The 25455-nt window shown below is 34.0% G+C and carries 17 protein-coding genes; 8 read left to right on the plus strand and 9 right to left on the minus strand.

The features are described from left to right. Complete coding sequence (locus tag ABD077_RS01235) at window positions 1–2541, minus strand: glycoside hydrolase family 2 TIM barrel-domain containing protein (RefSeq protein ID WP_343909698.1); 2541 nt, start codon at window positions 2539–2541, stop codon at window positions 1–3. Window positions 2542–2836: 295 nt separating this feature from the next. On the opposite strand from ABD077_RS01235, the gene ABD077_RS01240 reads away from it, so the two are divergent. The 6 genes from ABD077_RS01240 to ABD077_RS01265 all read left to right on the plus strand — a co-directional run bounded on the left by ABD077_RS01240 (window position 2837) and on the right by ABD077_RS01265 (window position 9403). Further along, complete coding sequence (locus ABD077_RS01240; protein WP_343909700.1) at window positions 2837–4447, plus strand: tetratricopeptide repeat protein; 1611 nt, start codon at window positions 2837–2839, stop codon at window positions 4445–4447. A gap of 92 nt (window positions 4448–4539) precedes the next feature. After that, window positions 4540–5664 carry a Zn-dependent alcohol dehydrogenase gene (locus ABD077_RS01245; RefSeq protein WP_343909702.1) on the plus strand — a complete coding sequence of 375 codons (1125 nt, stop codon included), beginning with the start codon at window positions 4540–4542 and terminating at the stop codon, window positions 5662–5664. 30 nt (window positions 5665–5694) lie between these two features. Then, the gene (locus ABD077_RS01250; protein ID WP_343909704.1) at window positions 5695–6507 is read left to right on the plus strand and encodes an alpha/beta hydrolase; all 813 of its coding nucleotides are present in this window, start codon (window positions 5695–5697) and stop codon (window positions 6505–6507) included. Window positions 6508–6598: 91 nt separating this feature from the next. Beyond that, the gene (locus tag ABD077_RS01255; RefSeq protein ID WP_343909706.1) at window positions 6599–7756 is read left to right on the plus strand and encodes a cytochrome P450; all 1158 of its coding nucleotides are present in this window, start codon (window positions 6599–6601) and stop codon (window positions 7754–7756) included. Window positions 7757–7792: 36 nt separating this feature from the next. After that, window positions 7793–8101: a 2Fe-2S iron-sulfur cluster-binding protein gene (locus ABD077_RS01260; RefSeq protein ID WP_343909708.1), complete on the plus strand. Its 309-nt coding sequence runs from the start codon at window positions 7793–7795 to the stop codon at window positions 8099–8101. A gap of 42 nt (window positions 8102–8143) precedes the next feature. Next, entirely contained in the window at window positions 8144–9403 is a 1260-nt protein-coding gene (locus ABD077_RS01265; RefSeq protein ID WP_343909710.1) for an NAD(P)/FAD-dependent oxidoreductase, read from the plus strand. Window positions 9404–9426: 23 nt separating this feature from the next. Here the strand turns inward: ABD077_RS01265 and ABD077_RS01270 are convergent, their stop codons facing one another. Further along, the gene (locus tag ABD077_RS01270) at window positions 9427–10317 is read right to left on the minus strand and encodes an AraC family transcriptional regulator (RefSeq protein ID WP_343909712.1); all 891 of its coding nucleotides are present in this window, start codon (window positions 10315–10317) and stop codon (window positions 9427–9429) included. Between the two features lie 166 nt (window positions 10318–10483). Between ABD077_RS01270 and ABD077_RS01275 the strand changes: the two genes are divergently transcribed. Then, window positions 10484–12781, plus strand: a complete 2298-nt coding sequence (locus ABD077_RS01275; protein WP_343909714.1) for an FdhF/YdeP family oxidoreductase — start codon at window positions 10484–10486, stop codon at window positions 12779–12781. A gap of 44 nt (window positions 12782–12825) precedes the next feature. Here the strand turns inward: ABD077_RS01275 and ABD077_RS01280 are convergent, their stop codons facing one another. The 4 genes from ABD077_RS01280 to ABD077_RS01295 all read right to left on the minus strand — a co-directional run bounded on the left by ABD077_RS01280 (window position 12826) and on the right by ABD077_RS01295 (window position 20149). Beyond that, window positions 12826–14190, minus strand: coding sequence for a c-type cytochrome domain-containing protein (locus ABD077_RS01280; RefSeq protein WP_343909716.1), 1365 nt, complete (start codon window positions 14188–14190; stop codon window positions 12826–12828). A gap of 76 nt (window positions 14191–14266) precedes the next feature. Beyond that, window positions 14267–15385 (minus strand): NHL repeat-containing protein, encoded by a 1119-nt coding sequence (locus ABD077_RS01285; RefSeq protein WP_343909718.1) that lies wholly within the window; start codon window positions 15383–15385, stop codon window positions 14267–14269. Between the two features lie 11 nt (window positions 15386–15396). Further along, window positions 15397–16902 carry a DUF1501 domain-containing protein gene (locus tag ABD077_RS01290; protein ID WP_343909720.1) on the minus strand — a complete coding sequence of 502 codons (1506 nt, stop codon included), beginning with the start codon at window positions 16900–16902 and terminating at the stop codon, window positions 15397–15399. Window positions 16903–16909: 7 nt separating this feature from the next. Then, window positions 16910–20149 (minus strand): DUF1553 domain-containing protein, encoded by a 3240-nt coding sequence (locus ABD077_RS01295; protein WP_343909722.1) that lies wholly within the window; start codon window positions 20147–20149, stop codon window positions 16910–16912. 406 nt (window positions 20150–20555) lie between these two features. Here ABD077_RS01295 and ABD077_RS01300 point away from each other — a divergent pair, with 406 nt between their 5' ends. Beyond that, window positions 20556–22181, plus strand: a complete 1626-nt coding sequence (locus tag ABD077_RS01300; RefSeq protein WP_343909724.1) for an alkaline phosphatase D family protein — start codon at window positions 20556–20558, stop codon at window positions 22179–22181. A 9-nt stretch (window positions 22182–22190) separates the two neighbouring features. On the opposite strand, the gene ABD077_RS01305 is transcribed toward ABD077_RS01300, so the two are convergent. From ABD077_RS01305 to galK, 3 genes are read right to left on the minus strand one after another with little or no spacing between them, the layout of a single operon-like run. Next, window positions 22191–23219, minus strand: coding sequence for a LacI family DNA-binding transcriptional regulator (locus ABD077_RS01305; protein WP_343909726.1), 1029 nt, complete (start codon window positions 23217–23219; stop codon window positions 22191–22193). A 31-nt stretch (window positions 23220–23250) separates the two neighbouring features. Further along, on the minus strand, window positions 23251–24282 hold the full coding sequence (locus ABD077_RS01310) for a UDP-glucose--hexose-1-phosphate uridylyltransferase (RefSeq protein ID WP_343909728.1): 1032 nt from the start codon (window positions 24280–24282) through the stop codon (window positions 23251–23253). Between the two features lie 20 nt (window positions 24283–24302). Beyond that, entirely contained in the window at window positions 24303–25451 is a 1149-nt protein-coding gene (gene galK / locus ABD077_RS01315; protein WP_343909730.1) for a galactokinase, read from the minus strand. Window positions 25452–25455: the final 4 nt, after the last annotated feature.

A 25455-nucleotide genomic window follows, 5' to 3' on the forward strand; every position in this document is an offset into this window, starting at 1 on the left:
CTACTTAATATTTATTGTTAACTGATTACTGGTTAGTTTTTCTGATGTAGCAAATATTGTGATATCTCCTTTTTCATTTTGGGATTGAATAAGAAGTAAACATTTTCCGTTATTGGTTTGAACTGAATTTGATTTATAATCCTGAACACTAAAAGCAGATCCATTATCCACGCCTAATATGCTAACATTTCCATCCACAGAAAATGTTATCTTATCCTCTATGTTTTTCACGGGATTTCCATCAGCATCTTCTAATTGTGCAATGATATGAGCTACACTATATCCATTAGCTTGCATTACCGTTTTATCGGTTGTTAGTTTAATATTTTTAGGTTCACTAGTAGTCTTTATTGTCTTGATTTCTTCAATCTCACCATCCTTTTTTCCAATGATTTTTAGTTCTCCTTTATGGAAAGGAATGATCCATTTATAAATTCTATCTTCGAAATCTTCTAGCTTTTTTGTCTTGTAACTTTGTTCATTTACACATAACTCTACCTCATCATAATTAGAATACACTTCTATGACCACTTTTTCCTGATCCTTATAATTCCAATGTTCATTTACGTCGTGCCATACCCATAAGGCTTTTTTCCAAGCACCTTTTTTTCTCTCTACGGGTTCTCCAGTATTTTCATCTTCTTTAAAGATAGATTTTTCAAGTTTTTGAGTTGCTACATAGAGATGAGGATCGTCATTCCAAAGAGTTTTCATCATATGATAAGATGGTTTTTCGAATCCCGCAACATCTAACATTCCGCTTGGCGTTGCTTTTCTTGGCCATTGCCCATTAGATTCTCCCATATAGTCAATTCCTGTCCACAAAAATGTTCCTGAAATAAATGGACGTTCTTTAACTGCCTTCCATTCATGCCATTGCACTAAATTTTCGGTTCCCATAATTGGTTTATCAGGATAGTTTTCATGTCCATAGTCATACAGTACTCTTCTATAACTATACCCTACGACATCAAGTTCATCAGCATAACCGGAAAGATGACTCGCAGAAGGTAAAATACAATTAGCTGTTATATATCTCGTGGTATCTAATTCTCTAGTCCACGCTGCTAGTTTCTTAGCTGTTTTTCCGATATCATATTTTCCACGTGGAAGTGTTGCCAATTTTTCTTTAATCTGTGCTGTAGAATGCGGGGGCTCCTCCCAAAAATAGTTTCCGCTCCAATCCATATTATTAAAAAAGCCAGTTGCGTCGGCATTCCTCGGGTATGTCCATTCAATTTCATTACCAATACTCCATTGAAAAATTGAAGGGTGATTTCTATGTGCCAATATGGTATTTTTAAGATCTTTTTCTGCCCACTCCTGAAAGTATTCTGTATAACCACGAGTGATATCATCCACGCTTCTTTCATTCATGTTAAATCTTTTATCCTTAGGATTGTCCCATTCGTCAAAAAATTCGTCTTGTACTAAAAACCCCATTTCATCACATAAGTCTAAAAACTCGTCAGAACCTGGATTATGTGAAATTCTTATCGCATTACAACCAGCATCTTTTAATTTCTGCAATCTTCTTCTCCAAACATCCTTCGGTACAGCAGCTCCAACAATACCCCCATCGTGATGTAAACAAACCCCTTTTATTTTGGTATGCTCTTTATTTAAAAAGAAACCTTTATCTGCATCAAATTCAATCTCGCGAGCACCAAATTTTATAGTATTCTCATCTATAATATTGTTATTCTGAACTATGGAAACAACAGCTTTATATAATCTTGGGGAATCTAATTTCCACAAATACGGATTGGATATTTGTACTGTACTTTCAATCTCTAAGTCATTCTTTGCTTCAATACTTTTAGATTGACTAGTTTGGGAAACTACTTCTCCCTTATCATCATAAATCTTGATTTGTATCTCAAAATTTTGGTTTTCCGGAAACTTATTTTTTAGAGAAGATTTGATATTCACAATTGCTTTTTCCGTCGTAATCTCTGGAGTAGTTATAAAGATTCCCCAAACCGGAATATGCAAATTGTTCTTTCGAATTAGTTTTACATTCCTATAAATACCAGAACCAGTATACCATCTACTGTCTACATATTTCTTGCGATTGACATCAACTTTAAGTTGGTTTTTTCCTGTAGTCTTATTTAGATCATCTGTGATATCGAAATAAAAAGGAGAATACCCGTAAGGATGAAAACCTAATAATTTATCATTCAGATAAAACTTACTATTATTATAAATTCCATCGAATAATAGATAAGTAGTTGTCTCTTTTGTATCACTTATTATAAATTCCTTCCTATACGTACCTTTTCCACCTGGTAAATACCCAGTAGCTCCTTCTCCTTTTTCTGCATCGAAAGAAAAATCCACACTCCAATCGTGTGGAATACTGATTTTTGTCCAATTATCATATTGTTGAGTATCGTATATTCCAGTATTTTCTACTAATTTAAATTCCCAATACTGGTTAAAATCGTGATTACCGATTTCTGAATAATTTTGAGCATTCAATGAGAAAAAAACAAGAATAACGCTAATTTTAAGAATAGATCTTAAAGCAATCTTCATAATTTTAAAAATTAAGGTTCGACAAAGATCACATTTACTTAAGAATCTTGATTTAAATCACACTAGACATAAACTGAACATGAGGTATTTTGGGTTGAAAAGTACTAGACAAAAACACTATTTTTGCCTAGACCTCTTGAAACACAACTTTAATGCTTCTTTATTTTCGTTACTTTATATGAATTACGCAAAGTATTCAGGCTTTAACAAAGAATATATCAGCAAACAAAGAAGAAATAAAACAATATTTCAATTATAACCCAAAAACGCCTTAGGCTTACTCGAAGAAAAAGTTATGTTTAAAAGAACCCCAATTTCGATAGTTTTTATAGCATTTTGCATTAGTATCTCATGGTCGCAACAACTATATAAAACAAATCAATATCTCGAAAAGGCTAGAGAAAATAAGTTTGTAAACTTTGAAAAAGCTATACATAACTACGAAAAGAGTATCGAGTTTTTTACATTCAAAAAAGACACTTTCAATTTAATTAATAGTATTAACGAACTCTCTGAATTGTATGGTCACAATCTTAATTATGGAAAAGCCTATGATGGATACTGGAAAGCATTATTTCTTGCTGAAAAAAGTGATGATTCATTCTCTAAATCCAGAGTCTATCAATCTCTAGGATGGCTATACAGTTTTTACAATCGCAACACTAAAGCATTAGAAAATTTTGGTAATGCTCTTACTATTAGCAAAGATCTTTCTTCTAAAAATGGTTTTAGTATCGATTACACTATTAGCGACTATTTTTCTATAGCGAATTTTTATAGATATAATAAGGATTATGAGACCGCAAGGACTTATTTGGATAGTTGCTATCTCTATTTTAGGTCTAAAAATGAAGGAGTTCGAAACTATTTTTTAGAATCTGAAAGAGGATTTCTTTTAGCAAATGAAGGAAAATTTGAAAAGGCAGAAGAAATACTTCTAAAATCAGAAGAATATTTCAAAGAAAATAACGAATCCTATTTAGTAATTATACACTACTTTCTTGCTAGACTATATCAGCTAAAAAAGGACTATAAGCAAAGTAAATTTCATTATAACAAATCACTTGAAGTATCTTATGTACATAATAGTCATATGAACTATCAAATTATTAATCACAAAGAAGTATCCCAATTATACTATGACTCTAAAGATTACCAACGTGCGTTTTCTCATATCAAGGAAGCTATTGATCTGGAAAACAAAATATTTGGTATTAATAGCAAAAATAATGAGTACCTATTTGAAATTAAAGATCAATATCGACTACAAAAAGAAAAGCAAGAAAAACTCCTTAAGGAACAACGTTTGTCGGAACTAGAGAGTAAACAAAAAATATCTCTTCTTAGCGCCACATTATTGTTTGTTACCCTCTTTTTTCTAATTATTGTAGGTATAATGACCTTTAAAAATCTAAAAAGAAAACACAAAAGAGAACAACGGTTGTTAAAACAAAAACAACGCTTAAAGCTAAATGAAAGTAAAAAGGCGATAGAGCTAAAAAATAAAGAATTGGCGAAATCGGCTCTTCAGCTTATCGAAAAAGATGAGTTTATTGTTGGCTTAAAAAATTCATTAGCAGAAAATAAAGACAATTTAAATTTAAACTCCGTAAATAAAATCATTAAATCCATCCAATCTGGAATGGGAAGTAACTGGAAAGAGTTCGAAGCAAGGTTTATCAATATAAACCAAGGTTTTTATAAAAACTTAAAATCTAACTTTCCAACACTAACCCAAACGGATCTAAAAATATGTGCCTTGATAAAACTGAATTTTTCCAGTAAAGATATGGCTTCATTACTAGGGATTTCAGTAGAAAGTGTACATACTTCGCGATATAGATTACGTAAAAAATTACAACTCGAAAGAAATGACAACTTAGTAGAGTTTATATCTAACTATTAGTCGAGAACATATAATACAACCAATTGCTAAAACAGTTTAATAATTAGCACTTACTAAACACTAATTTGCAGCTAACAATTATACTTTTACGGATGTTAGCAAAAGCAGCAATTACTGATGGAAATGGCGATTTTTCAATTGAAGATATAACGATAAGCGAACCAAAAGGAGATGAAGTTATCGTAAAAATAATGGCAGCAGGATTATGTCATACTGATTATGATTCTCTCCACTGGGGAAGACCTGTAATATTAGGACACGAGGGCGCCGGAATTGTAACGGATATTGGACCCGATGTCACATCTGTTTTACCAGGAGATCACGTAATTCTCAATTGGGCCATTCCTTGTGGGACCTGTTTTCAATGTCAAGAACAAAATCAGCATATTTGCGAGAATAATTCTCCAGTAGTTGCAGGAGATGCTTTACCAGATGGAGAAGTTTCAGCAGGACATGCTAGATTAGAAAGCACTACTTTTAATGATAAAGGTATAGAACGCTCTTTTAATATAGGCACCTTATCTACCCATACTGTTGTAAGAGAACAAGCTGCAGTAAAATATCAAACTGAAATCCCTTTCAGTTCTGCATCTATTGTTAGCTGTGGAGTAATGACTGGATACGGCTCTGCTGTAAATACAGCAAAGGTAACTCCAGGATCTACCGTAGCGGTTATTGGAACTGGTGGTGTAGGTCTTAATGTAATTCAGGGAGCTAAAATATCGGGCGCAGCTAAAATTGTAGCCATAGACATTAATGAGTCAAGATTAGAAATGGCCAAGCAATTTGGTGCAACCCATTTTGTACTAGCTCAAAAATCTGATAAAGGTTTAAAAGAAGCTACGATAAAAGTTAAAGAGATTGTGGGCAAAAGAGGCGCCGATTTTGCATTTGAATGTACTGCTATACCAGAATTAGGTGCTGCACCTTTGGGAATGATTCGTAATGCTGGAACCGCAGTTCAGGTAAGTGGTATCGAACAAGAAGTAACCATTGATATGCAACTATTCGAATGGGATAAAATTTATATCAATCCATTATATGGTAAATGCAGGCCTCATATTGACTTTCCTAAAATTTTGGAACTTTATGATAAAGGCGATTTGTTACTAGATGAAATGGTAACCTCAACATATAAATTCGAGGAGTTACAACAAGCTTTTGACGATATGCTTGCTGGAAAAAATGCGAAAGGAGTCATTGTTTTTGAACCTTAATGAGGCATTAAAAATCAAAAAAACATCGCTATGACATCAAAATTCAAGACAACAGAAATTTCAGACCCTCGTTTTGAAGCCAATCATCTAAGACATATTACCGTAAAAAGCGCTCATCTCAAACAAAGAGGTGATATTACCGTATATGTTCCTTCTGTTAAAAATCTGAAAGATCTACCGATCACTATTCTATTACATGGTGTTTATGGAAGTCATTGGATTTGGTCACAGAAAACTGGTATTCATGTAAAAATGGAATCCTGGATTCAAAACGGTGAAATTGAACCCATGATTATCGCTATGCCATCTGATGGATTATGGGGAGATGGAAGTGGATATCTTCCGCATACACATGCCGATTATGAGAAATGGATTACCGAGGATGTTATAAATGCTGTTATCGAATTGATCCCACAAGCTAGTACCAACTCCAAACTATGTATTGCCGGACTATCTATGGGTGGATTTGGTGCTTTACGATTGGGAATCAAAAACCATCAAAAATTTGAGGCCATATCAGGATTATCCTCTATAACGATACTAGAAGAAATGAAACTTTTTGTAGAAGAGCCTTTAGATGCTTATTTTCAGGAAGAGAAAGAAAATGAATCCATCTATCAAACCATCTTAAACTACAAAGAACATCTTCCTAAACTACGATTTGATTGTGGTATAGATGACCTTCTAATTGAAGGTAATCGAAAATTGCACCGCCAATTAAAAGAATTAAATATAGCGCACACTTATCTGGAACATCCAGGAAAACATGAATGGAGTTATTGGGAAACTCACATAAAAGACACGATACTTTTTTTCAATAATATCCTTCAAACTGATAAGTAAAATAGGTTAAAATAATTTAACTATTTATCAAAATAAGCTAAGTTTTTCAAAATACATCTCACTTACTTTGTTACACTAAATAATTCAGCTTATGAAGAATAGTAAGTTTTCTGATCCTTTTAATAAAGCTCGACAAGAAAAGGGATACGGTGAAATGAATGATCAGGATGATCCTGTTACTATGGTGTTACGTCTTAAAGATGTTAGAAAGTGCGCCCACAACTGGAAAACATATCAATCTGGAGCAGCTCCGGGAAGAATTGTAATTCCATCAGAAGTTCATATACGAGATACGCGTCAAATCCCATTTGAAGTAGACCCACCAATGCACAAAACCTACAGAGATCTCATTGAAGAATGGTTTAAAAGACCTCTACTTCCAGAGTATCAAGCTCAATTGGTTAACATTATTGAAGATATAGTTGATGAAGCCGTTACTAAAAATGGTTCTGTAGAAGTTGTAGAAGAATTTGCTTTACGCTTACAATCAAGAGCCTTAACCTTATTACTAAATATTCCGTATGAAGAATCTGAAACTTGGATCTCTTGGGGAACTCATGTATTTAGAAGTGAAGACAGTGCATTAGATGGTAGCAAAGCAAATATCTTATATGATTATATAGATGCGCAAATTGAAAACGTGTTAAAAAACCCAGGTAAAGACTTATACTCTGTGCTTTTAAATTCAGAAGTTAATGATCGAAAACTTACAAAAGAAGAAGTAAAGGGAGTTATGATTTTAACCTTTGCTGGAGGAAGAGATACTGTAATTAATTCCATCACAAATACGATTGCCTATTTTGCTGAACATAAAGATTCTTTACAATTACTAAAAGATGATCCTGAGATCATTGGTAAAGCTGTAGAAGAATTGATACGATATTTTGCACCATTAACACAAATGGGAAGAGTAGCTACTCAAGATACAGCAGTTTGCGAGCATGCAGTGAAAAAAGATACTCGTATTTCTTTATGTTGGGCATCTGCTAATAGAGATGAAACTGTATTTGAAAATCCAAATGAAGTAGTATTGGACAGAAAAATAAATCCTCATATAAGTTTTGGGTTTAGTCATCACAAATGCTTAGGAGCTACACATGCTCGTCAAATAATGAAAATACTCTTACAAGTCTTAACTAAAAAAGTAGTCTCTATAGATATTATTGACGCCCAAGAAAATATCGAGGAGCTTGGAGAATTTAAAAGAAAAGTAGGTTTTGATAGCTTAAGTGTGAAGTTTAACAAATAACGCTCTTTTCAAAAAAAATAATTAAAAAATATAAGTATGCCTAAAATAACTTTTATCACTAGTGAAAACGAAACCATTTCGGTAGAAGGAACTTCAGGATCTGTAATGCAGCTAGCTGTAGATAATGATATCAAAGGAATTGACGGAGATTGCGGTGGTGTTTGTTCTTGCGCTACCTGCCATGTATTTATTCATCCAGATCATTTCGAAAAAACAGGTGTTCCAGGAGAAATAGAAAAAGATATGCTAGAACTAGACGACAATGTAACCGAATATAGTCGATTGTGTTGTCAATTAGAAATTAGTGATAGTTTGGATGGCTTGATCGTCACAGTTGCTCAATAAATTTATGATAACCAGTCCGCTCTAATTACCTCAATTATTACTATGCTAAACGAAAACACAAAAGTTCCAATATGTTTGGTTATTGGAGCAAGTCATGCAGGAGTTAATTTTGCATTTTCTCTTAGAAAACAAGGGTGGACTGGTTCTATCATTATATTTGACAAGGATCCAGAGACTCCTTATCACCGACCTTCATTATCGAAATCCTATTTAACCTCAGCAGATGAGACGAACAATAATTTATTAAAGTCATTAGAGAGCTATGAAAAAGAGAATATTACGTTACGTCTTGGTGTTTTCGTAAAGAAAATTGACCGTATCAATAATACCGTTATTACAGAGGATGGGGCAATACATAAATATGACAAGCTTGTAATCGCTACTGGTGCAAGACCTCTAATTCCACCTATTAAAGGTTTAGACAAAGCAACTGAAGTATATACCCTTAGAACAGCATATGATGCTACTACGATTCGCCGGAAAGTTAAAGAAGATACAAACAAAAGAGTTCTAATTATTGGTGGAGGATATATAGGATTAGAGATTGCAGCATCATTAAGAAAACTCGGAACTTCTGTTACTATTTTAGAACGCGAATCCAGAATACTAGCAAGAGTGACATCTCCTATGATGAGTCAATTTTTCTATGACGTCCATACCTTAAACGGAGCTCAAATTCATACCAACAAAAATGTTTCTTCAATCACATCTATAAACTATACAAATACGATCACTTGTGATGATAGCACCTCGTATGAAGCCGAATTAATTATATTAGGTACCGGTATAATTGTAAATACTGAACTAGCAAAAGATGCAGGAGTTCAAATCGAGAATGGTATAAAAGTAAATCAAGCTTGTCAAACAAACGACAAAGATATTTATGCCATTGGTGATTGTACATTCCATCACAATCCTCATTATAATCTTTTTGTACGTCTAGAGTCTGTACAAAACGCTGTAGATCAAGCAAAAATTGCAGCGGCTTCGATCTGCGGAAAAGAAGTAGTTTATAATTCGATCCCATGGTTTTGGTCAGATCAATATGACATTAAACTACAAATGGTAGGTTTACCTTTTGATTGCAATGAAACAATTATTAGAAATGAAGAAGAAACTACCTATAAGTTTTCTATTTGGTACTTCCACAATGATGAATTATTGGCGGTAGATGCTATCAATAATGCGAAAGCATATGTATTAGGCACTAAATCCATTAAAGAGCACTTAAAAATCAATAAAACCAATCTTCGGGATTCTTCTTTAAAGCTAAACCTTGCAAATCTAATCTTGAAAAAATAAAAAACTGTTTTAAAAAACCACTATTAATCTTTAGCAGATTTTCGCAGGGTATAAGGTGAAACCTTTTCTATTTTTTTAAACTGTCTATTAAAATAAGGAACAGAATTGTATCCACACTCAAAAGCAATTTCTTTGATTGGCATGTCTGTATTGATCAATAATTTTTTAGCAAAATCTATTCGTATTTTATTTAAATAATTGGTGAAGGTAAAGCTAGTTTCACTTTTAAAATATCTACAAAAAGCAGATACCGTCATATTTACCATTTCGGCACACTTTTCTAAAGAGACATCTTGTTTATAATGCTCCATTATAAATTCGTGCACTTTTAAAATCCGATTTGATTTAAAATAGAAACTGTTTTTCAAATAATTTTCTGATGCTAATACCTGATATCCTGAAAGATTAATAAGGTCCAGTATTTTAATTAGTTTTAGCAACTGATCCAAAGGAGAAAACTTAGGGATTTCCTGAAGCAATTCAGCGATATGAGTTCGATGTTTTCCTATAATTTTTATACCTCTTTCAGATGCCTGAAGTACTTTACGCACTCCTTTCAGTTCGGGCACATCTACAAAATGAGATCCAAAAATATCTTTTCTAAATTGCACATAAATAGACTCACAGTACTCTTCAGAACTCTCCTCCAGAAATCGGGCATCCGGAATCCATGCATGAGGTAAATATCCACCAAGCAAAACCAAATCTCCTACTTCAAAATCTTCGCCATGATCCGCTACTAATCTTTTGCCTTGCCCATTAACAATCAATAATAATTCAAACTCGGGATGATAGTGCCAGTTACCACTAAAATAAGGTTGTTTGTACACTCCTGTATGAAAAGAAGCGTGTTGAGAAGTTTCTATTTTTTCTAGTGAAACTTCTATTTTTGGATGTTCTGAAACTGGTTTCAATACGGCAATAAAAATTAACTTATTGCAAAAATAGTATAATTACTATTCTCGACAACATTCTATCTTCGTGAAATCGATATACCAGAACTATTTATTTTTACAAATAGATTATTTATTATACCGATAATTGTATCTTCCATTTCATTAATTTCTTCATTTCACAAAAATGGCTAATTCCAAAAGAAATATTTCTATCACTGGATCTACTGAGTTTTCTGATTTACTAGTAAAAGAACCTTCTACCTATGCTGCTGGAACCAAAGCGGTAAAAGTAGCTTTACAGCATGCTTTTAAAGAAATGGGGGTTGTAAAATCGTTAAAAGGACTTGCTCAAATGAATCAAAAAGAAGGTTTTGATTGTCCTGGTTGTGCTTGGCCAGATCCTGATAAACCTTCTAAAGTTGCAGAATATTGTGAAAATGGAGCAAAAGCATTGGCAGAAGAAGCCACCAACAAAAAAGTAGATGCTGCTTTTTTTAAAAAATACTCGATAGAAGAAATTTCACAATGGACAGATTATCAAATTGGGAAAAGTGGACGGATTACAGAACCCATGGTTTTATATCCAGATAGCATACATTATGAGCCGATTAGTTGGGAGAAAGCTTACGAACTTGTTGCCGAACACTTACATCAACTTAAAGAACCTGATGAAGCTATCTTTTATACCTCTGGAAGATCCAGTAATGAAGCTGCTTTTTTATATGGACTTTTTATACGAGCTTTTGGCACTAACAATATGCCGGATTGCTCCAACATGTGTCATGAATCTAGTGGTGTGGCGCTTAGTGAAACGCTAGGTATTGGCAAAGGTTCCGTTACACTAGATGATTTCGAAAAAGCTGAAGTTGTTTTAGTTATCGGACAAAATCCAGGAACAAATCATCCTCGTATGTTATCGGCATTACAAAAATGCAAAGAACAAGGTGGAAAAGTAATCAGTATCAATCCGCTTGAAGAAGCAGGGCTTATTCGATTTAAAAATCCTCAGGAAGTAAAAGGTCTTATTGCAGGAGGAGAAGCGCTTACTGATATTCATTTGCAAGTAAAGATCAATCAGGATGTAGCATTATTAAAAGCTATTCTTATCAAACTTGCTGCATTAGACCAGCAAACAAAAAAGGTGTTTGATCATGAGTTTATCCAAACTTACACGCAAGGGTATGAATCACTTTTGGAACATCTGGAAAATTTTGATGCCCAAGAATTGATCAAACAATCAGGAGTATCACCTGCCTTAATCGACCAAGTTGTGGAACTACTAGCTCATAGAAATAGGATTATTATTTGTTGGGCTATGGGGCTTACTCAACATAAAAATGGTGTAGAAAATATTAAAGAATGTGTAAATCTATTATTGCTAAAAGGAAGTCTAGGCAAACCTGGCGCAGGAACTTGTCCCGTAAGAGGACACAGTAATGTGCAAGGAGATCGATCTGTAGGAATTGTACATCATGCATCCCCAGCATTTAATAGTGCTGTAGAAAATGTTTTTGGTTTTACACCACCTACTAAAGCAGGGCTCGATACTGTACATTCTATAAAAGCAATGCATGAAGGAAAAGCAAAAGTATTTTTTGCGCTAGGTGGTAATTTTGTGTCTGCTGTTTCAGATACAAAATATGCTGCAGATGCTTTACAAAATTGTGAGTTAACCGTGCAAGTAAGCACCAAACTAAACCGTACGCATACTACTGCTGGGAAAACAGCATTAATACTGCCAACTCTAGGAAGATCTGAATTTGACCTAAAAGATGGGAAACCACGATTTTTCACCGTAGAAAATAGTATGGGAAAGGTACACAGATCAAAAGGAATGCTATCTCCTGCTTCAGATAATCTTAAAAGCGAACCTGAAATCATTGGTGGTATTGCAGATGCTTATTTTAATGGAAATCATCCCGTAGATTGGCTACCATTAAGCGAAGATTATACGGCTATAAGAGCAAAATTACAAGAAGTTATTGCTGGTTTTAAAGGAATAGAAGAAAAATCCAAAGGATCAGGCTTTTATCTTCCTAATAATGTTCGTGAATTAGATTTTAGTAAATTACCAAATGGTAAAGCTCAATTTAGTATTTGTTCTGTACCAGATCATCATTTACAAGAAGATGAATTTTTAATGATGACTATTCGCTCTCATGACCAATTTAATACCACCATCTATGGTATGAATGATCGTTATCGAGGTATTTTTAATGAAAGAAGAGTGGTTTTAATGAATCCTAAAGACATTGAGAAGTTTGATCTAACCCCTTTAGAAATTGTTGATCTTACCAGCAACTATGACAACACCTTAAGGAAAGCGGAAAACTTTAAGATAATTTCCTACAATATCCCTCAAGGAAATATTGCTACGTATTTTCCGGAGACTAATATTCTGGTTCCTTTCAACCATTATGCAGATAAAAGTAATACTCCTATTAGTAAGTCCGTAGTGGTTAAAATATTGAAGAAAGAATAATCGAGATATGATCTAATTTATACAGACGAAGTAATACTTTGTTTCTATAAAATTACTTTCTTATTCATGCTATCTTCTTTTTTAACAGAAGTGTTCCACAGGTATATTTTTTCTAGCTTTTTAAATTTGGAAAGCTGTTGGATACTTTTATTCGTTATTGAAGAATTACTATGTAAGTTTAAGCTTTCTAATTGTTCTAAACTAGTTAAATGTTGAATACCAGTATCCGAGATATTATTTTTCTGCAAAGCCAACTTTTGTAAACCTTTAAAACTACCTATTATTTCTAGATGGGTATCTGTAATTCCTTGAGATGGTAATGACAGCCAAACAATATTATCCTTAATTTTTGAGAGTTCTTCCAGAATTTCTTTTACAACTTTTACTTCAAATTCTTTGCTGTTTTTAGGTAACATAGAAACATCATATCGGTTTGATTCTGACACGATTTCTCTCATGTTCACACCTTTTTGTAGTAAGCTTGCTATAACTTCTTCTGATACTGGTGAAGCTACACTCATCGTTGACCGAACAGAATGATCATTATCTAAATGAAGTTGCTCTATTAATAGTTTTTTAATTTCTTCTGAAGTATCTATCGTTCCTACTGTTGCTTTAAAATCCGCTTGACCATTATCTATCCAATACTCAATTATTTTTATTTCCTCTTCTGTTAAAGGCGTCTTTCCTTCAGGTGGCATGAATTCTTTGTCATCTGGATCTAGATGAACTCTTTTAATCAACTCTGATTGTTCACTATTTCCAGCAATTAAAGCAACATCATTTTTTCCTCCTTTTAGAATTGATACCTGATCCGCTAACGAGAGTCCTCCCTTTTTCTTAGAGTTATTATGACAACTCAAACACTTATTATCCAAAATAGGATGAACGACATGAGCAAATAGTTGTGCCTCTTCAATAGAATTGATTTTAGGCACTTCTTTTTTTTCTTTCTTTCCAAAAGGCAAATAAGCTGTTAAATAATCCGAACCATGAGTTAGATTACCTCCATAATGTCCTGTAATACTTAATAACAAAACAATAAAAGTAAGTGTAGCAATATTCAATCTTACAGATTCTTTAGTAATGTATTTAATTCGTTTCGTTTTTAACATCCAAGCGAGAATCGCTATCACTGTAGTTGCTATACCAAACCAAAAATGTTTATCCAAAGCTTCACCTTCATACTCACCGCTTAATGACAACATATATCCTAATATACAAGCAACAATAGCACTGAATCCTCCTAGAAATAGGGCTAATGGTATTGCTTCTTTCAATAGCTCTTTTTTCTGGTATTTCGCTGCTATTTCAAGTATACATGCAAAAAACAAAAACCCAATTGGTAAGTGTACAACTAGTGGATGAAACCTTCCCAAAAACAAAACAAAATCAGATACTTCGTTCATGAATATTCTTATATAATTTTATTACCATATCTCCCAAACTCCAACTTCGTAGTTTGAGAAAATTATTTTACTTTTCTTAAACTCTTTCTAATTTTAATGGAGGCGTTCCATTGGCATTCCATTGACAGATATATAGGTTCTTATCCTCGTCAATACACACATCATGACCATGTAAAATTGGCTTATGCTCAAGCTGATATGATTTTTGTAATTCTCCATTAACATATAAGGGTTTTGTTCCTCCAGGATTAGATACAACTTTATCATCTTCCAAAATGGTCACAAAACCTGTATGATCTTTCCAGGTAGTTCTTCCAACCTTAGGTTGTGACCAACAAACACCTGCATATAAATTCTGATCATCGAAAACAGGTCTACAGACTTGCATATTTGGTAAATGCAATGTTTTTACATATTTCCCTTCTAATGTGAACCATTTAAAAGATTCTTCATTTCTAGATGTACAAACTACTAATGGGTTCTCTTTATCACGATAATCAATAGCCACTCCATGGGCATTATCCAATCTATAGTTACGGTCCTCATTTTGTTTACCACCCCAATGTCTTATATATTTCCCATTAGCATCGTATTGGATGATATAATCCATTCCGTATCCATCTGCTACATAAATATCTCCATTAGGTGCTACGGCAGTTTCTGTAGGACAAAAATGATCTCCAGCTTTGTAAATTCCTATAGTTTGAGGATGTCCAATATCAAAAATTACTTTCCCATCGGTGGTAGTTTTTGTCACTCTCCCATTATGATGTATCCATTTCCCATTTTTGTCTAGAAACCATCCAGAATCCGTAAGAAATAATACATCTTCTCCTCCTTCATCAAACAACGTAAGACCGTGTCCTCCTGGATATGCAGTACCCCAATAATCCAAAAGCTTCCCAGATTTATCAAAGATCAAAATATTATTATTTGTATGATCTCCTATCATGATTAATCTGCCTTTGCTATCCATTTGCATTTCATGACAGTTAAGAATAGGATTTCTGACAGTACTGATATCTGCCCAATCTCTTATAATTTTATATTTATAATCTCCGTGACCTACTATATTTTCTTTGTTCACAGTATTCTTTTTAAGAATATGAAATCCGAAAGAAGGAACGGTCGCCGCACCTGCACTTAATAAGGTAGTATTCTTAATAAACTCTCGTCTTGAATTTTCTTTATTCATGGGAAGAAAAATTAGCTTAGTATATCTTTTACTATATGTCCGTGTACATCTGTCAATCTGAATCTTCTTCCTTGATGCTTGTATGTTAATCGTTCATGATCAATCCCAAAAAGATGAAGTAATGTAGCTTGAAAATCGTGTGTATGAACAGGATCTTTAATTACATTATAACTAAAATCATCTGTCTCTCCATAGGTGATTCCAGGTTTTACACCTGCTCCTGCCATAAACATGGTAAAGGCTTTAGGATGATGATCACGACCATAATCTGTAGCCGTAAGTTTTCCTTGCGAGTATACTGTACGACCAAATTCTCCTCCCCAAATCAATAATGTATCTTCGAACATGCCTCGTTGTTTTAAATCCTTGATCAAAGCAGCATTTGCTTGATCTGTTTTCCGGGCATTTCCTAAAATTCCTTTTGGACATCCGATATGCTGATCCCAACCTTGATGATATAACTGCACAAATTTCACTCCTTTTTCCAGCAATTTTCTTCCTAAAAGACAATTTGCAGCATACGTACCTGAATCTCGACTATCTTTTCCATACATATCGAAAATATACTCGGGTTCATCACTCATATCAGTTACTTCAGGTATCGATGTTTGCATACGAAAAGCCATCTCGTATTGGGACATTCGGGCATTAATTTCGGGATCTCCATAAAAACTGTTTTGTACATCATTCAATTTCCCTAGATAATCTAACATATTCCTTCTATTATGCCCATCATAGTTTTCAGGATCTGTGAGATATAATACAGGATCTTTTCCGCTTCTAAATTGTACTCCTTGATGTTCTGTAGGCAAGAAACCATTTCCCCAAAGTCGAGCATATAAAGGTTGTCCTCCTCCATTTTTAGAGATTAACGTAATAAATGTGGGTAAGTTTTCATTATCAGAACCTAAGCCATAACTAATCCAAGAACCTATAGAAGGTCTTCCCGGCTGCTGACTACCTGTCTGAAAAAAGGTAATGGCGGGATCATGATTAATAGCATCAGTTTGCATCGATTTTATGAAACAGATATCATCTACTACTTCCGACAAATAAGGCATAGCACTACTCACCCAAGCTCTAGATTCTCCGTATTGTTTAAAATCGATAATAGATGGAGCAATAGGTAAAGAGGTTTGATCAGCACTCATACCCGTAAGACGTTGTCCTTTTCTTACCGAATCTGGTAATTCCTGACCAAATAAGCCTTTTAGTTTTGGTTTATAATCAAAAAGTTCAATTTGTGAAGGACCGCCACTCTGAAATAAATAAATAGCTCTTTTTGCTTTCGGAACATGATGTGGTAATCCTAAATCATTTCTGCTAAACATTCCTAAATCAGGCTTAACGTTATTTTTGACAGCGCTCCAAGCTTTATCTGCATTTAGAAGAGAACCTAAAGCCAAAGCTCCAAAACCTAAAGACGTTTTGGTTAGAAAAGCTCTCCTATCCATCATTTTTTCTACTTGTTGTAGGTCTTTATTATCAGACCGTAAGGTATCGTGGTGATCGCACATAATCGTATTATCTTTTGGTTATAGTGGCATCCGAATTCATAATGGTACTGGCAACTATTGCATTTGCTGCTATCATCGATAAGTTATCATCTGGATTAAAAGCAAAATCTCCTGATGCCAACCAGCCTTTCGCTTTTGAAATATCACCATTGAACCTATTATATTCTTCCTGTTGAAGAGTAACTAATAACTGTAACTCCTTTTGAGATATCTGTCTTCCTGTTAATCGGATATAGATATCTTTAATACCTTCTTCTACAGAAGCAAAAGCTGTCATATTTTTGCCCATTACTTTAGAAGCTTCAATGTAAGTTGGATCATTTAGCAACACTAAAGCTTGCAAAGGAGTATTCGTTTCTTGTCTTCGAGTCATACATATTTCTCTGGTTGAAGCATCAAATGTTGCAATGGTAGGATTGGGAGCTGTTCTTTTCCAGATAGTGTATAAACTTCTTCTGTATAACTTATCTCCAGTATCTCTTTTATAGGGTAAGTGTGTCATCTTCCAAAGTCCTTTTGGTTGATATGGTTTTACACTTTCGCCTCCTATTTTAGCATTTAACAATCCACTTGCCAATAATGCATTGTCACGAAGCATTTCACCTGATAGACGTTTAGAGGGTCCTCGAGCTAATAATAAATTATCGGGATCTATCTCTCTCAATTCTTCTGAAACATTAGAATCTTGCTGATAAGTCTGAGACATCACAATCTGTTTATTTAGTGCTTTCAGATCCCATCCAGACTCCATAAAATTAGTAGCTAGCCAATCCAGTAACTCAGGATGTGTTGGTAAGCTCCCTTGATTACCAAAATCTTCGGAAGTTTCTACGATTCCTTTTCCGAAAAAATTCTGCCAATATCTATTTACCGCTACCCTAGCAGTTAATGGATGTTTGGAATCTGTTAACCACTTAGCTAATCCCAATCTGTTTTTCGGTAAATCATCTGACATTGCCGGCAAACTGCTTGGTGTATTTGAGAAAACTTCTTCTCCATGAGCATGGTATTGTCCTCTTTCTAATAAATATGTTTTTCTGAGTCCTGGAGAATCTTTCATTACCATTATCTCTTTAATATTATCTGCACTATCTGCTTGTATGGTTCGAACATCTTGAAGAGACGAAATTGCTTCTCTAGCAGGAATTGATTTTACGGACAAATAATAGTCGGTAAGCAGTTTTTTATCTGTATCCGAGAGTTCTTTGGATGTTTTTGAAATCAAAGGTTTCAAAAGCTTAGTGTCAGAAAGTTTTAAAATCTCTAAAGGAGTTAGCTCTTTGGTAAATACTTTTAAGTCATCTACGATTGCTCCTGCAATTCCTTTACCACGCCATCTAGCTCCAACTTGTAAACCAGGTTCTATGGGTTCTGGATAGATATAATCTTTTAAATCATGGAATATAATATCTTTATATAAGTTGTCGATTTCTATATTAGTTTGCATATGTTCTCCGTTCATATACAACTTTAATCCGCTAGCTTTGCTAGAACCATCATAGGTCATTGTTAGTTGAATCCATTGCTCCCTTGGTACTTCTTTAATCGTTGTCTCTACGATCGCATTATCTGGCCAAACGTGTGCTAACAGTAACTCAAAAGTGTTGTTTTTTGTAATCGACAAATGGTATCCTCGATAACTATGCAATCTTGTTCCTTGTGCTTTATGAAAAATTACTCCTTCTTTGAGATCCTTCGGAATAAAAACACGTATTCCAATACTGAAATTCTCACTTCTCTGAAACACTCCCACTTTACCTAAATCTAACCATGCATCACCATCAAACTGAAGTCCCTTCCCTTTGTACCCTTCTTTTAGAACAATTTTTTGATTTCCAGCAAACTGGGTTTTCATTTCTCCCTTATCTTGATAATTTAATTTGTTTCGTAAAGAAGAGTTCTCAAAGTCATAATATGCTACCAGATGTTTGGAATCTGTAAATGAATCTTTTTGATACTTTTCATTAGTAATCCACTGATCTGCTTCTTCCTTTTCACTGTATACAACTTCTTTTATTTTATTTTGAGAGTTTTTTACAAGATCGTTGATGTAGGCCATCATTTGCTCTTCTTCTTTAGTAGGAAGTAACATTGTAGGAACAGGCATTGACCAGTCCCACGGAATTTGACCAGATTCATTTACCTGATTAAAAAAACTAAATAATTCAAAGTAGTTTTTTTGAGAAATCGGATCGTATTTATGATCGTGACATTTAGCACAGGCAACGGTTAATCCCATGATACCTTGTCCTACCACATTGGTTCTATCTGAAACATACTCTACTCTAAATTCTTCATCTATAATACCGCCTTCCAAATTCTGGGGATGCAGCCTGTTAAAACCAGTAGCCAAGATTTGGTCTTTTGTTGGGTTTGCTAATAAATCACCTGCTAACTGCCAAGTAATGAATTGATCATAAGGCATGTTCTTATTAAAAGAGTTAATTACCCAATCTCTCCAAGGACTCATATCTCGATAGCGATCTACAAAATATCCGTGTGTATCTGCATATCTTGCCAAATCTAACCAATCGATTGCCATCTTTTCTCCATAATGTTCTGAAGCCAGAAGCCTATCAACTTGTTTTTCATATGCATCGGGACTTTTATCATTCAAAAAATCAAACAATTCTTCTTTGGTTGGTGGTAGACCAGTAAGGTCTAATGAGACCCTTCTTAATAACAACTCTTTACTAGCCTTTTTTGCTAGATCTAAATTATTTTCTGATAGTTTTTTGATTACAAAATTGTCAATCGGATTTTTCTCTGAGGAGTTTGTTTCTATCTCAGGTATCTTTGGTTTACTTGGAGAAATAAAAGCCCAATGATCTTTATATTCTGCACCTTCTTCTATCCATCTAATCAAAATTGCTTTTTCTTCAGGAGAGAGTTTCAAATAAGATTCTGGGGTAGGCATCACCAGTTTAGGATCTTCGGACAAAATTCTATGAAAGACTTCTGATTTTTTTAAGTTCCCCGGATCGATAGCAAACTTACCAGGTGATTCCGGCAATTCCAGAAAAGCAGTTTCCTCGGAATGTAATTGTAAACCCGCAGAGATCTTTGCTTTATCAGGACCATGACATGCAAAACATTTATCAGATAGAATTGGTTTTACATGCGTATTATAATCTATAGTTTTAGGAAGTTTCTCATATGCATCAGCTACGTTCTCTGGTAATGAGGGCTTACAGCCTATACAGATATTCGAAAGAACCAGTATTATCAAAAAAGAACCTTTTTTCATTTTTTATTAATTATTCCACAACATTATTAAACCAAAACTACTATATTATCAATTTTATGTTGACTACATTGCCTGAACAAAAACTGTACAATCACTGTTTTAAAACTAAACTGATATGAATAAATCAATAAAAATCTCATCAATTTGTTAGAAAAATCGAATACAACAAGATCCCTATAGAATCTAGTTTTTGATCAGAACTTTTTACCGAAAAGTGTTGAAAAACAAAACGAAATACCTTTATTATTAAGAAGAAATTGTAAATAATTATTTAGAGACGATTCTTCACATTTTCTTCTTGTTTAGTTTTTGTCCAGTCTATTTTTTTTAACAAACTAGAGAACTTCGTAATTTTCAATTTCTAATAAATAACACAACCACAACTTTTATATTCATATTTCCAATCATGAAAAAAGCTTGCTATTTCCTTATCTTATCTATTTTGCTTCTAGGATGTTCCAATAAAAAATCACAAAAAGAAACGGCATCTGACCCTACATATGTAGAATCACCATTTACTGGTATTGATACTATCTCCACAAATGATTGGTGGAATAGAAAGTCGAACACCATCATTGATGTAAAGGTTCCAAGAGAAGAAGTTATTGCATTCGGGATTTATACAGTTAGTAATCAAACATTAAAATTAACTGCACAATTATTTCCTTTATATCCAAAAGAAACAAGGGAAGTTAGGTTAGAAATCAAAGAAAATGGAACATGGAGAGAAGTCCAGAAAAAAATGGTGAACGAACTTGGTTGGTCAGCTACTTTTAGAATTAACAATTGGAACTATAAAGAAAATATATCTTATCGGATTTTACACAGCTCTGAAGCTAGGTATGACGGTGTTATTAGAAGAAATCCTACTGACAAAGATGAGATTACCCTAGCTGCTCTTTCTTGTAATAGTAACAAAGATAGAGGTGATAGAGATCACTATATACGAAACATAAATTTTCAGGATCCTGATTTAGTCTTTTTTGCTGGGGATCAATCATATGATCATCAGGAGCATACTGCTGCTTGGTTAAAATTTGGATTGCAGTTTAGAGAAGTTTTTAGAAACAGACCTTGTATCACCATACCAGATGATCATGATATAGGACAAGGAAATTTATGGGGCGAATATGGTAAGAAAGCTTCTACTATGGCGGGAGATGATGGTGGTTATTTTTACCATCCTGAATATGTAAAAATGGTTGAAAGATGTCAAACCTCACATCTTCCAGATCCGTATGATCCAACACCAATACAGCAGGATATTGGGGTTTATTATACTAATTTGATTTGGGGAGGTGTTGATTTCGCCATTATTGAGGATAGAAAGTTTAAATCAGGCCCAAAGGGTAAGATTCCTCAAATTGGCCCAAGACCTGATCATATTAGAGATCCTAATTATGACCCTAATACCGTGGATCTAGATGGATTAGAATTATTAGGAAATCGGCAACTTGAATTCTTAAAATCTTGGGGTAGCGATCAACAGACAACCAATTTTAAAGTAGTTTTATCACAAACTGGATTTTGTGGAGGAGCACATTTACATGGTTCCATGGATAATAGATTACATGCTGATATGGACTCTAACGGATGGCCACAAAAGGGAAGGAACAGCGCTTTAGAAGCGATAAAAAATGCCAATGCAATACACATTGCTGGCGATCAGCATCTGGCAACCGTAATAAAACATGGAATTGAGTCATATGATGATGGTCCTTGGGCTTTTGTTGTACCTGCCATTGTAAACAACTTTTACAGCCGATGGTGGTGGCCAGAAGATGCAAAACCTGCTACATCTTCTGATAGGCTTCCTTGGATCGGCAAATATCTAGATGGCTTTCATAACAAGATTACTATGCACGCTTATGCCAATCCTGATAGCCCTTCGAACGGAGCTGGTTATGGTATGATTAGATTTCGAAAAAATGAAAAAACTCTAACCTTTGAGTGCTGGCCAAGGTTTGAAGACGTTCGTAAAAAAGGGGCTAAACAATTTATTGGCTGGCCAATAACTATAGAAGTAGAATAGATTGATTTGCTACTTAAATTTTGTAGAACCTCTTTCTATTAGATAAGTTTCAAGTACTGTAGTTTCATAGGTAATAGCTTCCTTCTGGCTGTCTTCTAACCTACTAATTATATTATTAGCAGCTACTTTTCCAAGTTCTACAGCTCTTTGATCTACAGTTGTCAATGGAGGATTACTATTACCAGCAAGAATCCCGTCAGTAAAACCAATAACAGAAACATCTTCGGGAACTCTATGACCCGCACCAATTAACAAATTCATTGTATAAATTCCAGAGAGTTCATCAGCCGCAACAACACCATCTACTTTATTATCCTTTAGAAACTCTGTAAAGCTATCTGTAAACTTTTGGTAATCTTCAATTACCAAAACCTTGGGTTTCCCTTTTCTTTTTAATATGTCCTTTAATGCTTTTTCATATCCACTTACCCTATCTAATCCTACACTTGTATGATGAATTGGCGTTACAAAAACAACATTTTTACAACCCGATTTGATTAGCTTTTCTGTAGCGGTATAAGAAGATTGAAAATCATTAATAACAACTTTATCGCAATAGACTTTATCAGTCACCCTATCAAACATGGATATAGGTAATCCTTTATCTATAGCTCCTTGTAAATGCTTATAATTCTCTTTTACGAAAGTCTCTTTAGATACCGATATGATAAATCCATCAACACTTCCATTTGCTAGCATTTCTATACTTTTTACTTCTTTTTCAAAAGATTCATCCGAGATACAGGTAATAATATTATATCCTTTTTCTGTTGCTTCTTTTTCAATACCAGATAAAACTTTAGCAAAAAAATGAGCCAAAATATTAGGAATGATCACTCCTATAGCTCTTGTTTTTCTCTCTTTTAGGTTTTTGGCAGTTATGTTTGGTTTATAATTGTAAAATTCTGCCAGCTTTTTGATTTTATTTTTGGTCTTTATACTAATCTCAGGGTTATCAGCCAATGCTTTTGACACGGTAGAAACCGAAAAATTAGATAGCTCTGCAAGCTTTTTTAATGTCATCATTTGATTACTCATATCTCACTTTTTATCGACCGCTGAAAGAAAATTACTCTATAGTATAATGCACTGTTGATAAGGATTTTAAAGTTCCTGCTGCTTGTTCTGCCGTAATATCACGCTGTGGATCTGCAAACATCTCATAACCTACCATAAACTTTTTTACGGTTGCTGATCTTAATAATGGAGGATAAAAAGACATATGAAAATGCCATTCTTCATGAGGGTCTCCATCTGTTGGGGCTTGATGAATCCCTGCAGAATACGGAAAACTGCAATTGAATAAATTATCGTATCTAATCGTTAAATCCTTTATGATTTGCGCAAACGAGGCTATCTCCTCTTCATTTAACTCTTTAATACTTCGTTTATGTTCTTTTGGTAATATCATAGCTTCATAAGGCCAAATTGCCCAATATGGTACCAGAGAAACGAAGTGATCATTTTCTAAAATTATTCTCTCCCTAGCTTCTAGCTCCTGTTTTAAGTAGGCTTGTAATAAACTTTGATTCGTATCAAGCCAATATTTCTTCATTTGCTCTGTTTTCTTAGAAACTTCTAGCGGAATAGACTCTTGAGCCCATATTTGACCATGAGGATGCGGATTACTGCACCCCATGACATCTCCTTTATTTTCAAATATCTGAATATGGTTGATATACGACACCTCACTTAATTCCTCATATTCTCTTTTCCATAGTTTAACAACATTCTGAATCTCTTCTACCTTCATTATGGGCAATGTCAAAGAATGATCAGGAGAAAAGCAAACTACTTTACAGATACCTCTTTCAGACACTCCCTTTAGCAATCCTTCGGAAAAAACCTCTTTTGGAGTTTCAGACAATAAGGCAGAAAAGTCATTTACAAAACTGTAAGGCCCATCATATTGAAGATTTGTAGCTCCACTTGCTCTAGTATTTCCAGGACATAAATAACAATTAGGATCGTAAGAAGGTCTCTTAGCTATAGATTGTTTTTCTTCTTTTCCTTGCCATGGCCTTTTGGTGCGATGAGGAGATACTAAAACCCATTCTCCTGTTAGTATGTTATATCTTCTATGAGGATTTTCGTTAATCATGTGATATCTTTTTTAACTTACTATGATACTTTAGACTCTGTAAATTCAACACTCGTTCCTTTGCTTGGCATTACCTGAAAAGCATCTAAATCGATATTAAATCGTTCTTTATATGCTATACTCACTTCTTCTGTATAAGCATCGATGTAATCTTTATGTACAATATTTACCGTACATCCTCCAAAACCTCCACCCATCATCCTAGATCCAATTACATATTCCTTTTCTTTGGAGAAATCCACTAAAAAATCTAATTCATCACAACTAACTTCGTACTTATGTCGAATTCCATCATGACATTGATATAAAAGATCTCCAAACTCATTTAGCTCGTTATTTTTTAAAAACTCCGCAGCCGCTAAAACTCTTTTATTTTCTTGGATAATATATTGACATCTTTGGAAAACAGTTTGACTTACTTCATCTTTTACCTCTTCTAACATATCTAAATTAACGTCTCTAAGAGACGAAACATTTGGATGTCTTTTTTTTATAAAAGCTACTCCTTCCTCGCATTGTTGTCTTCTAACGTTATACTCGCTAGTAGCTAGGTTATGTTCTACATTGGTATTTAGAATTAGTATTTTATAATCCACCAAATCAATTGGAATTAAACTGTGTTCTAGAGATTGACAATCAAGAAATAGAATTTTGTTTGTTTCACTAAAAACAGAAGCATACTGATCCATTATGCCGCATTTAGTACCAACATATTCATGTTCAGCATCTCTGCTTAGTACAGTAATTTCTTTTTTAGAAAGTCCTAACTCGAATAATGAATTTACACCGTATGCAAGACCACACTCTAGAGCAGCAGATGAACTTAATCCAGAACCAATTGCCAATTCACTAGAAAAGAAACAATCAAAACCTCGGATCTTATCTGATCTTTTAGATAGCTGATGTAGTACTCCTAAAATATAATTTTCCCAATTTTCTGTACTAGGTGAAATATTATTTAGATCTACTCTTAAGGATTTATCATAATTTCTACTATAGAAATTACAAATATCCGCTGTTCCATTTTTTTTAAACTCAAAACGTATTTTTTTATCAATAGCAGTAGGAAGTACAAAACCATTATTATAATCCGTATGACCACCCATAAAATTTATTCTCCCTGGAGAAGATACTATGAGCTCTGGGATAAATGTATTTTCTTTGTTCATTATT

Origin of the sequence: Aquimarina litoralis (genome assembly GCF_039523995.1) — a bacterium.
Taxonomy (GTDB): Bacteria; Bacteroidota; Bacteroidia; order Flavobacteriales; family Flavobacteriaceae; genus Aquimarina; species Aquimarina litoralis.

What these genes read in the sequence shown, in the direction of transcription:
- ABD077_RS01235 (WP_343909698.1), bottom strand. Translation starts at nt 2,541, where the DNA reads ATGAAGATTGCTTTAAGATCTATTCTTAAAATTAGCGTTATTCTTGTT.
- ABD077_RS01240 (WP_343909700.1), top strand. Translation starts at nt 2,837, where the DNA reads ATGTTTAAAAGAACCCCAATTTCGATAGTTTTTATAGCATTTTGCATT.
- ABD077_RS01245 (WP_343909702.1), top strand. Translation starts at nt 4,540, where the DNA reads ATGTTAGCAAAAGCAGCAATTACTGATGGAAATGGCGATTTTTCAATT.
- ABD077_RS01250 (WP_343909704.1), top strand. Translation starts at nt 5,695, where the DNA reads ATGACATCAAAATTCAAGACAACAGAAATTTCAGACCCTCGTTTTGAA.
- ABD077_RS01255 (WP_343909706.1), top strand. Translation starts at nt 6,599, where the DNA reads ATGAAGAATAGTAAGTTTTCTGATCCTTTTAATAAAGCTCGACAAGAA.
- ABD077_RS01260 (WP_343909708.1), top strand. Translation starts at nt 7,793, where the DNA reads ATGCCTAAAATAACTTTTATCACTAGTGAAAACGAAACCATTTCGGTA.
- ABD077_RS01265 (WP_343909710.1), top strand. Translation starts at nt 8,144, where the DNA reads ATGCTAAACGAAAACACAAAAGTTCCAATATGTTTGGTTATTGGAGCA.
- ABD077_RS01275 (WP_343909714.1), top strand. Translation starts at nt 10,484, where the DNA reads ATGGCTAATTCCAAAAGAAATATTTCTATCACTGGATCTACTGAGTTT.
- ABD077_RS01280 (WP_343909716.1), bottom strand. Translation starts at nt 14,190, where the DNA reads ATGAACGAAGTATCTGATTTTGTTTTGTTTTTGGGAAGGTTTCATCCA.
- ABD077_RS01285 (WP_343909718.1), bottom strand. Translation starts at nt 15,385, where the DNA reads ATGAATAAAGAAAATTCAAGACGAGAGTTTATTAAGAATACTACCTTA.
- ABD077_RS01290 (WP_343909720.1), bottom strand. Translation starts at nt 16,902, where the DNA reads ATGTGCGATCACCACGATACCTTACGGTCTGATAATAAAGACCTACAA.
- ABD077_RS01295 (WP_343909722.1), bottom strand. Translation starts at nt 20,149, where the DNA reads ATGAAAAAAGGTTCTTTTTTGATAATACTGGTTCTTTCGAATATCTGT.
- ABD077_RS01300 (WP_343909724.1), top strand. Translation starts at nt 20,556, where the DNA reads ATGAAAAAAGCTTGCTATTTCCTTATCTTATCTATTTTGCTTCTAGGA.
- ABD077_RS01305 (WP_343909726.1), bottom strand. Translation starts at nt 23,219, where the DNA reads ATGAGTAATCAAATGATGACATTAAAAAAGCTTGCAGAGCTATCTAAT.
- ABD077_RS01310 (WP_343909728.1), bottom strand. Translation starts at nt 24,282, where the DNA reads ATGATTAACGAAAATCCTCATAGAAGATATAACATACTAACAGGAGAA.
- galK (WP_343909730.1), bottom strand. Translation starts at nt 25,451, where the DNA reads ATGAACAAAGAAAATACATTTATCCCAGAGCTCATAGTATCTTCTCCA.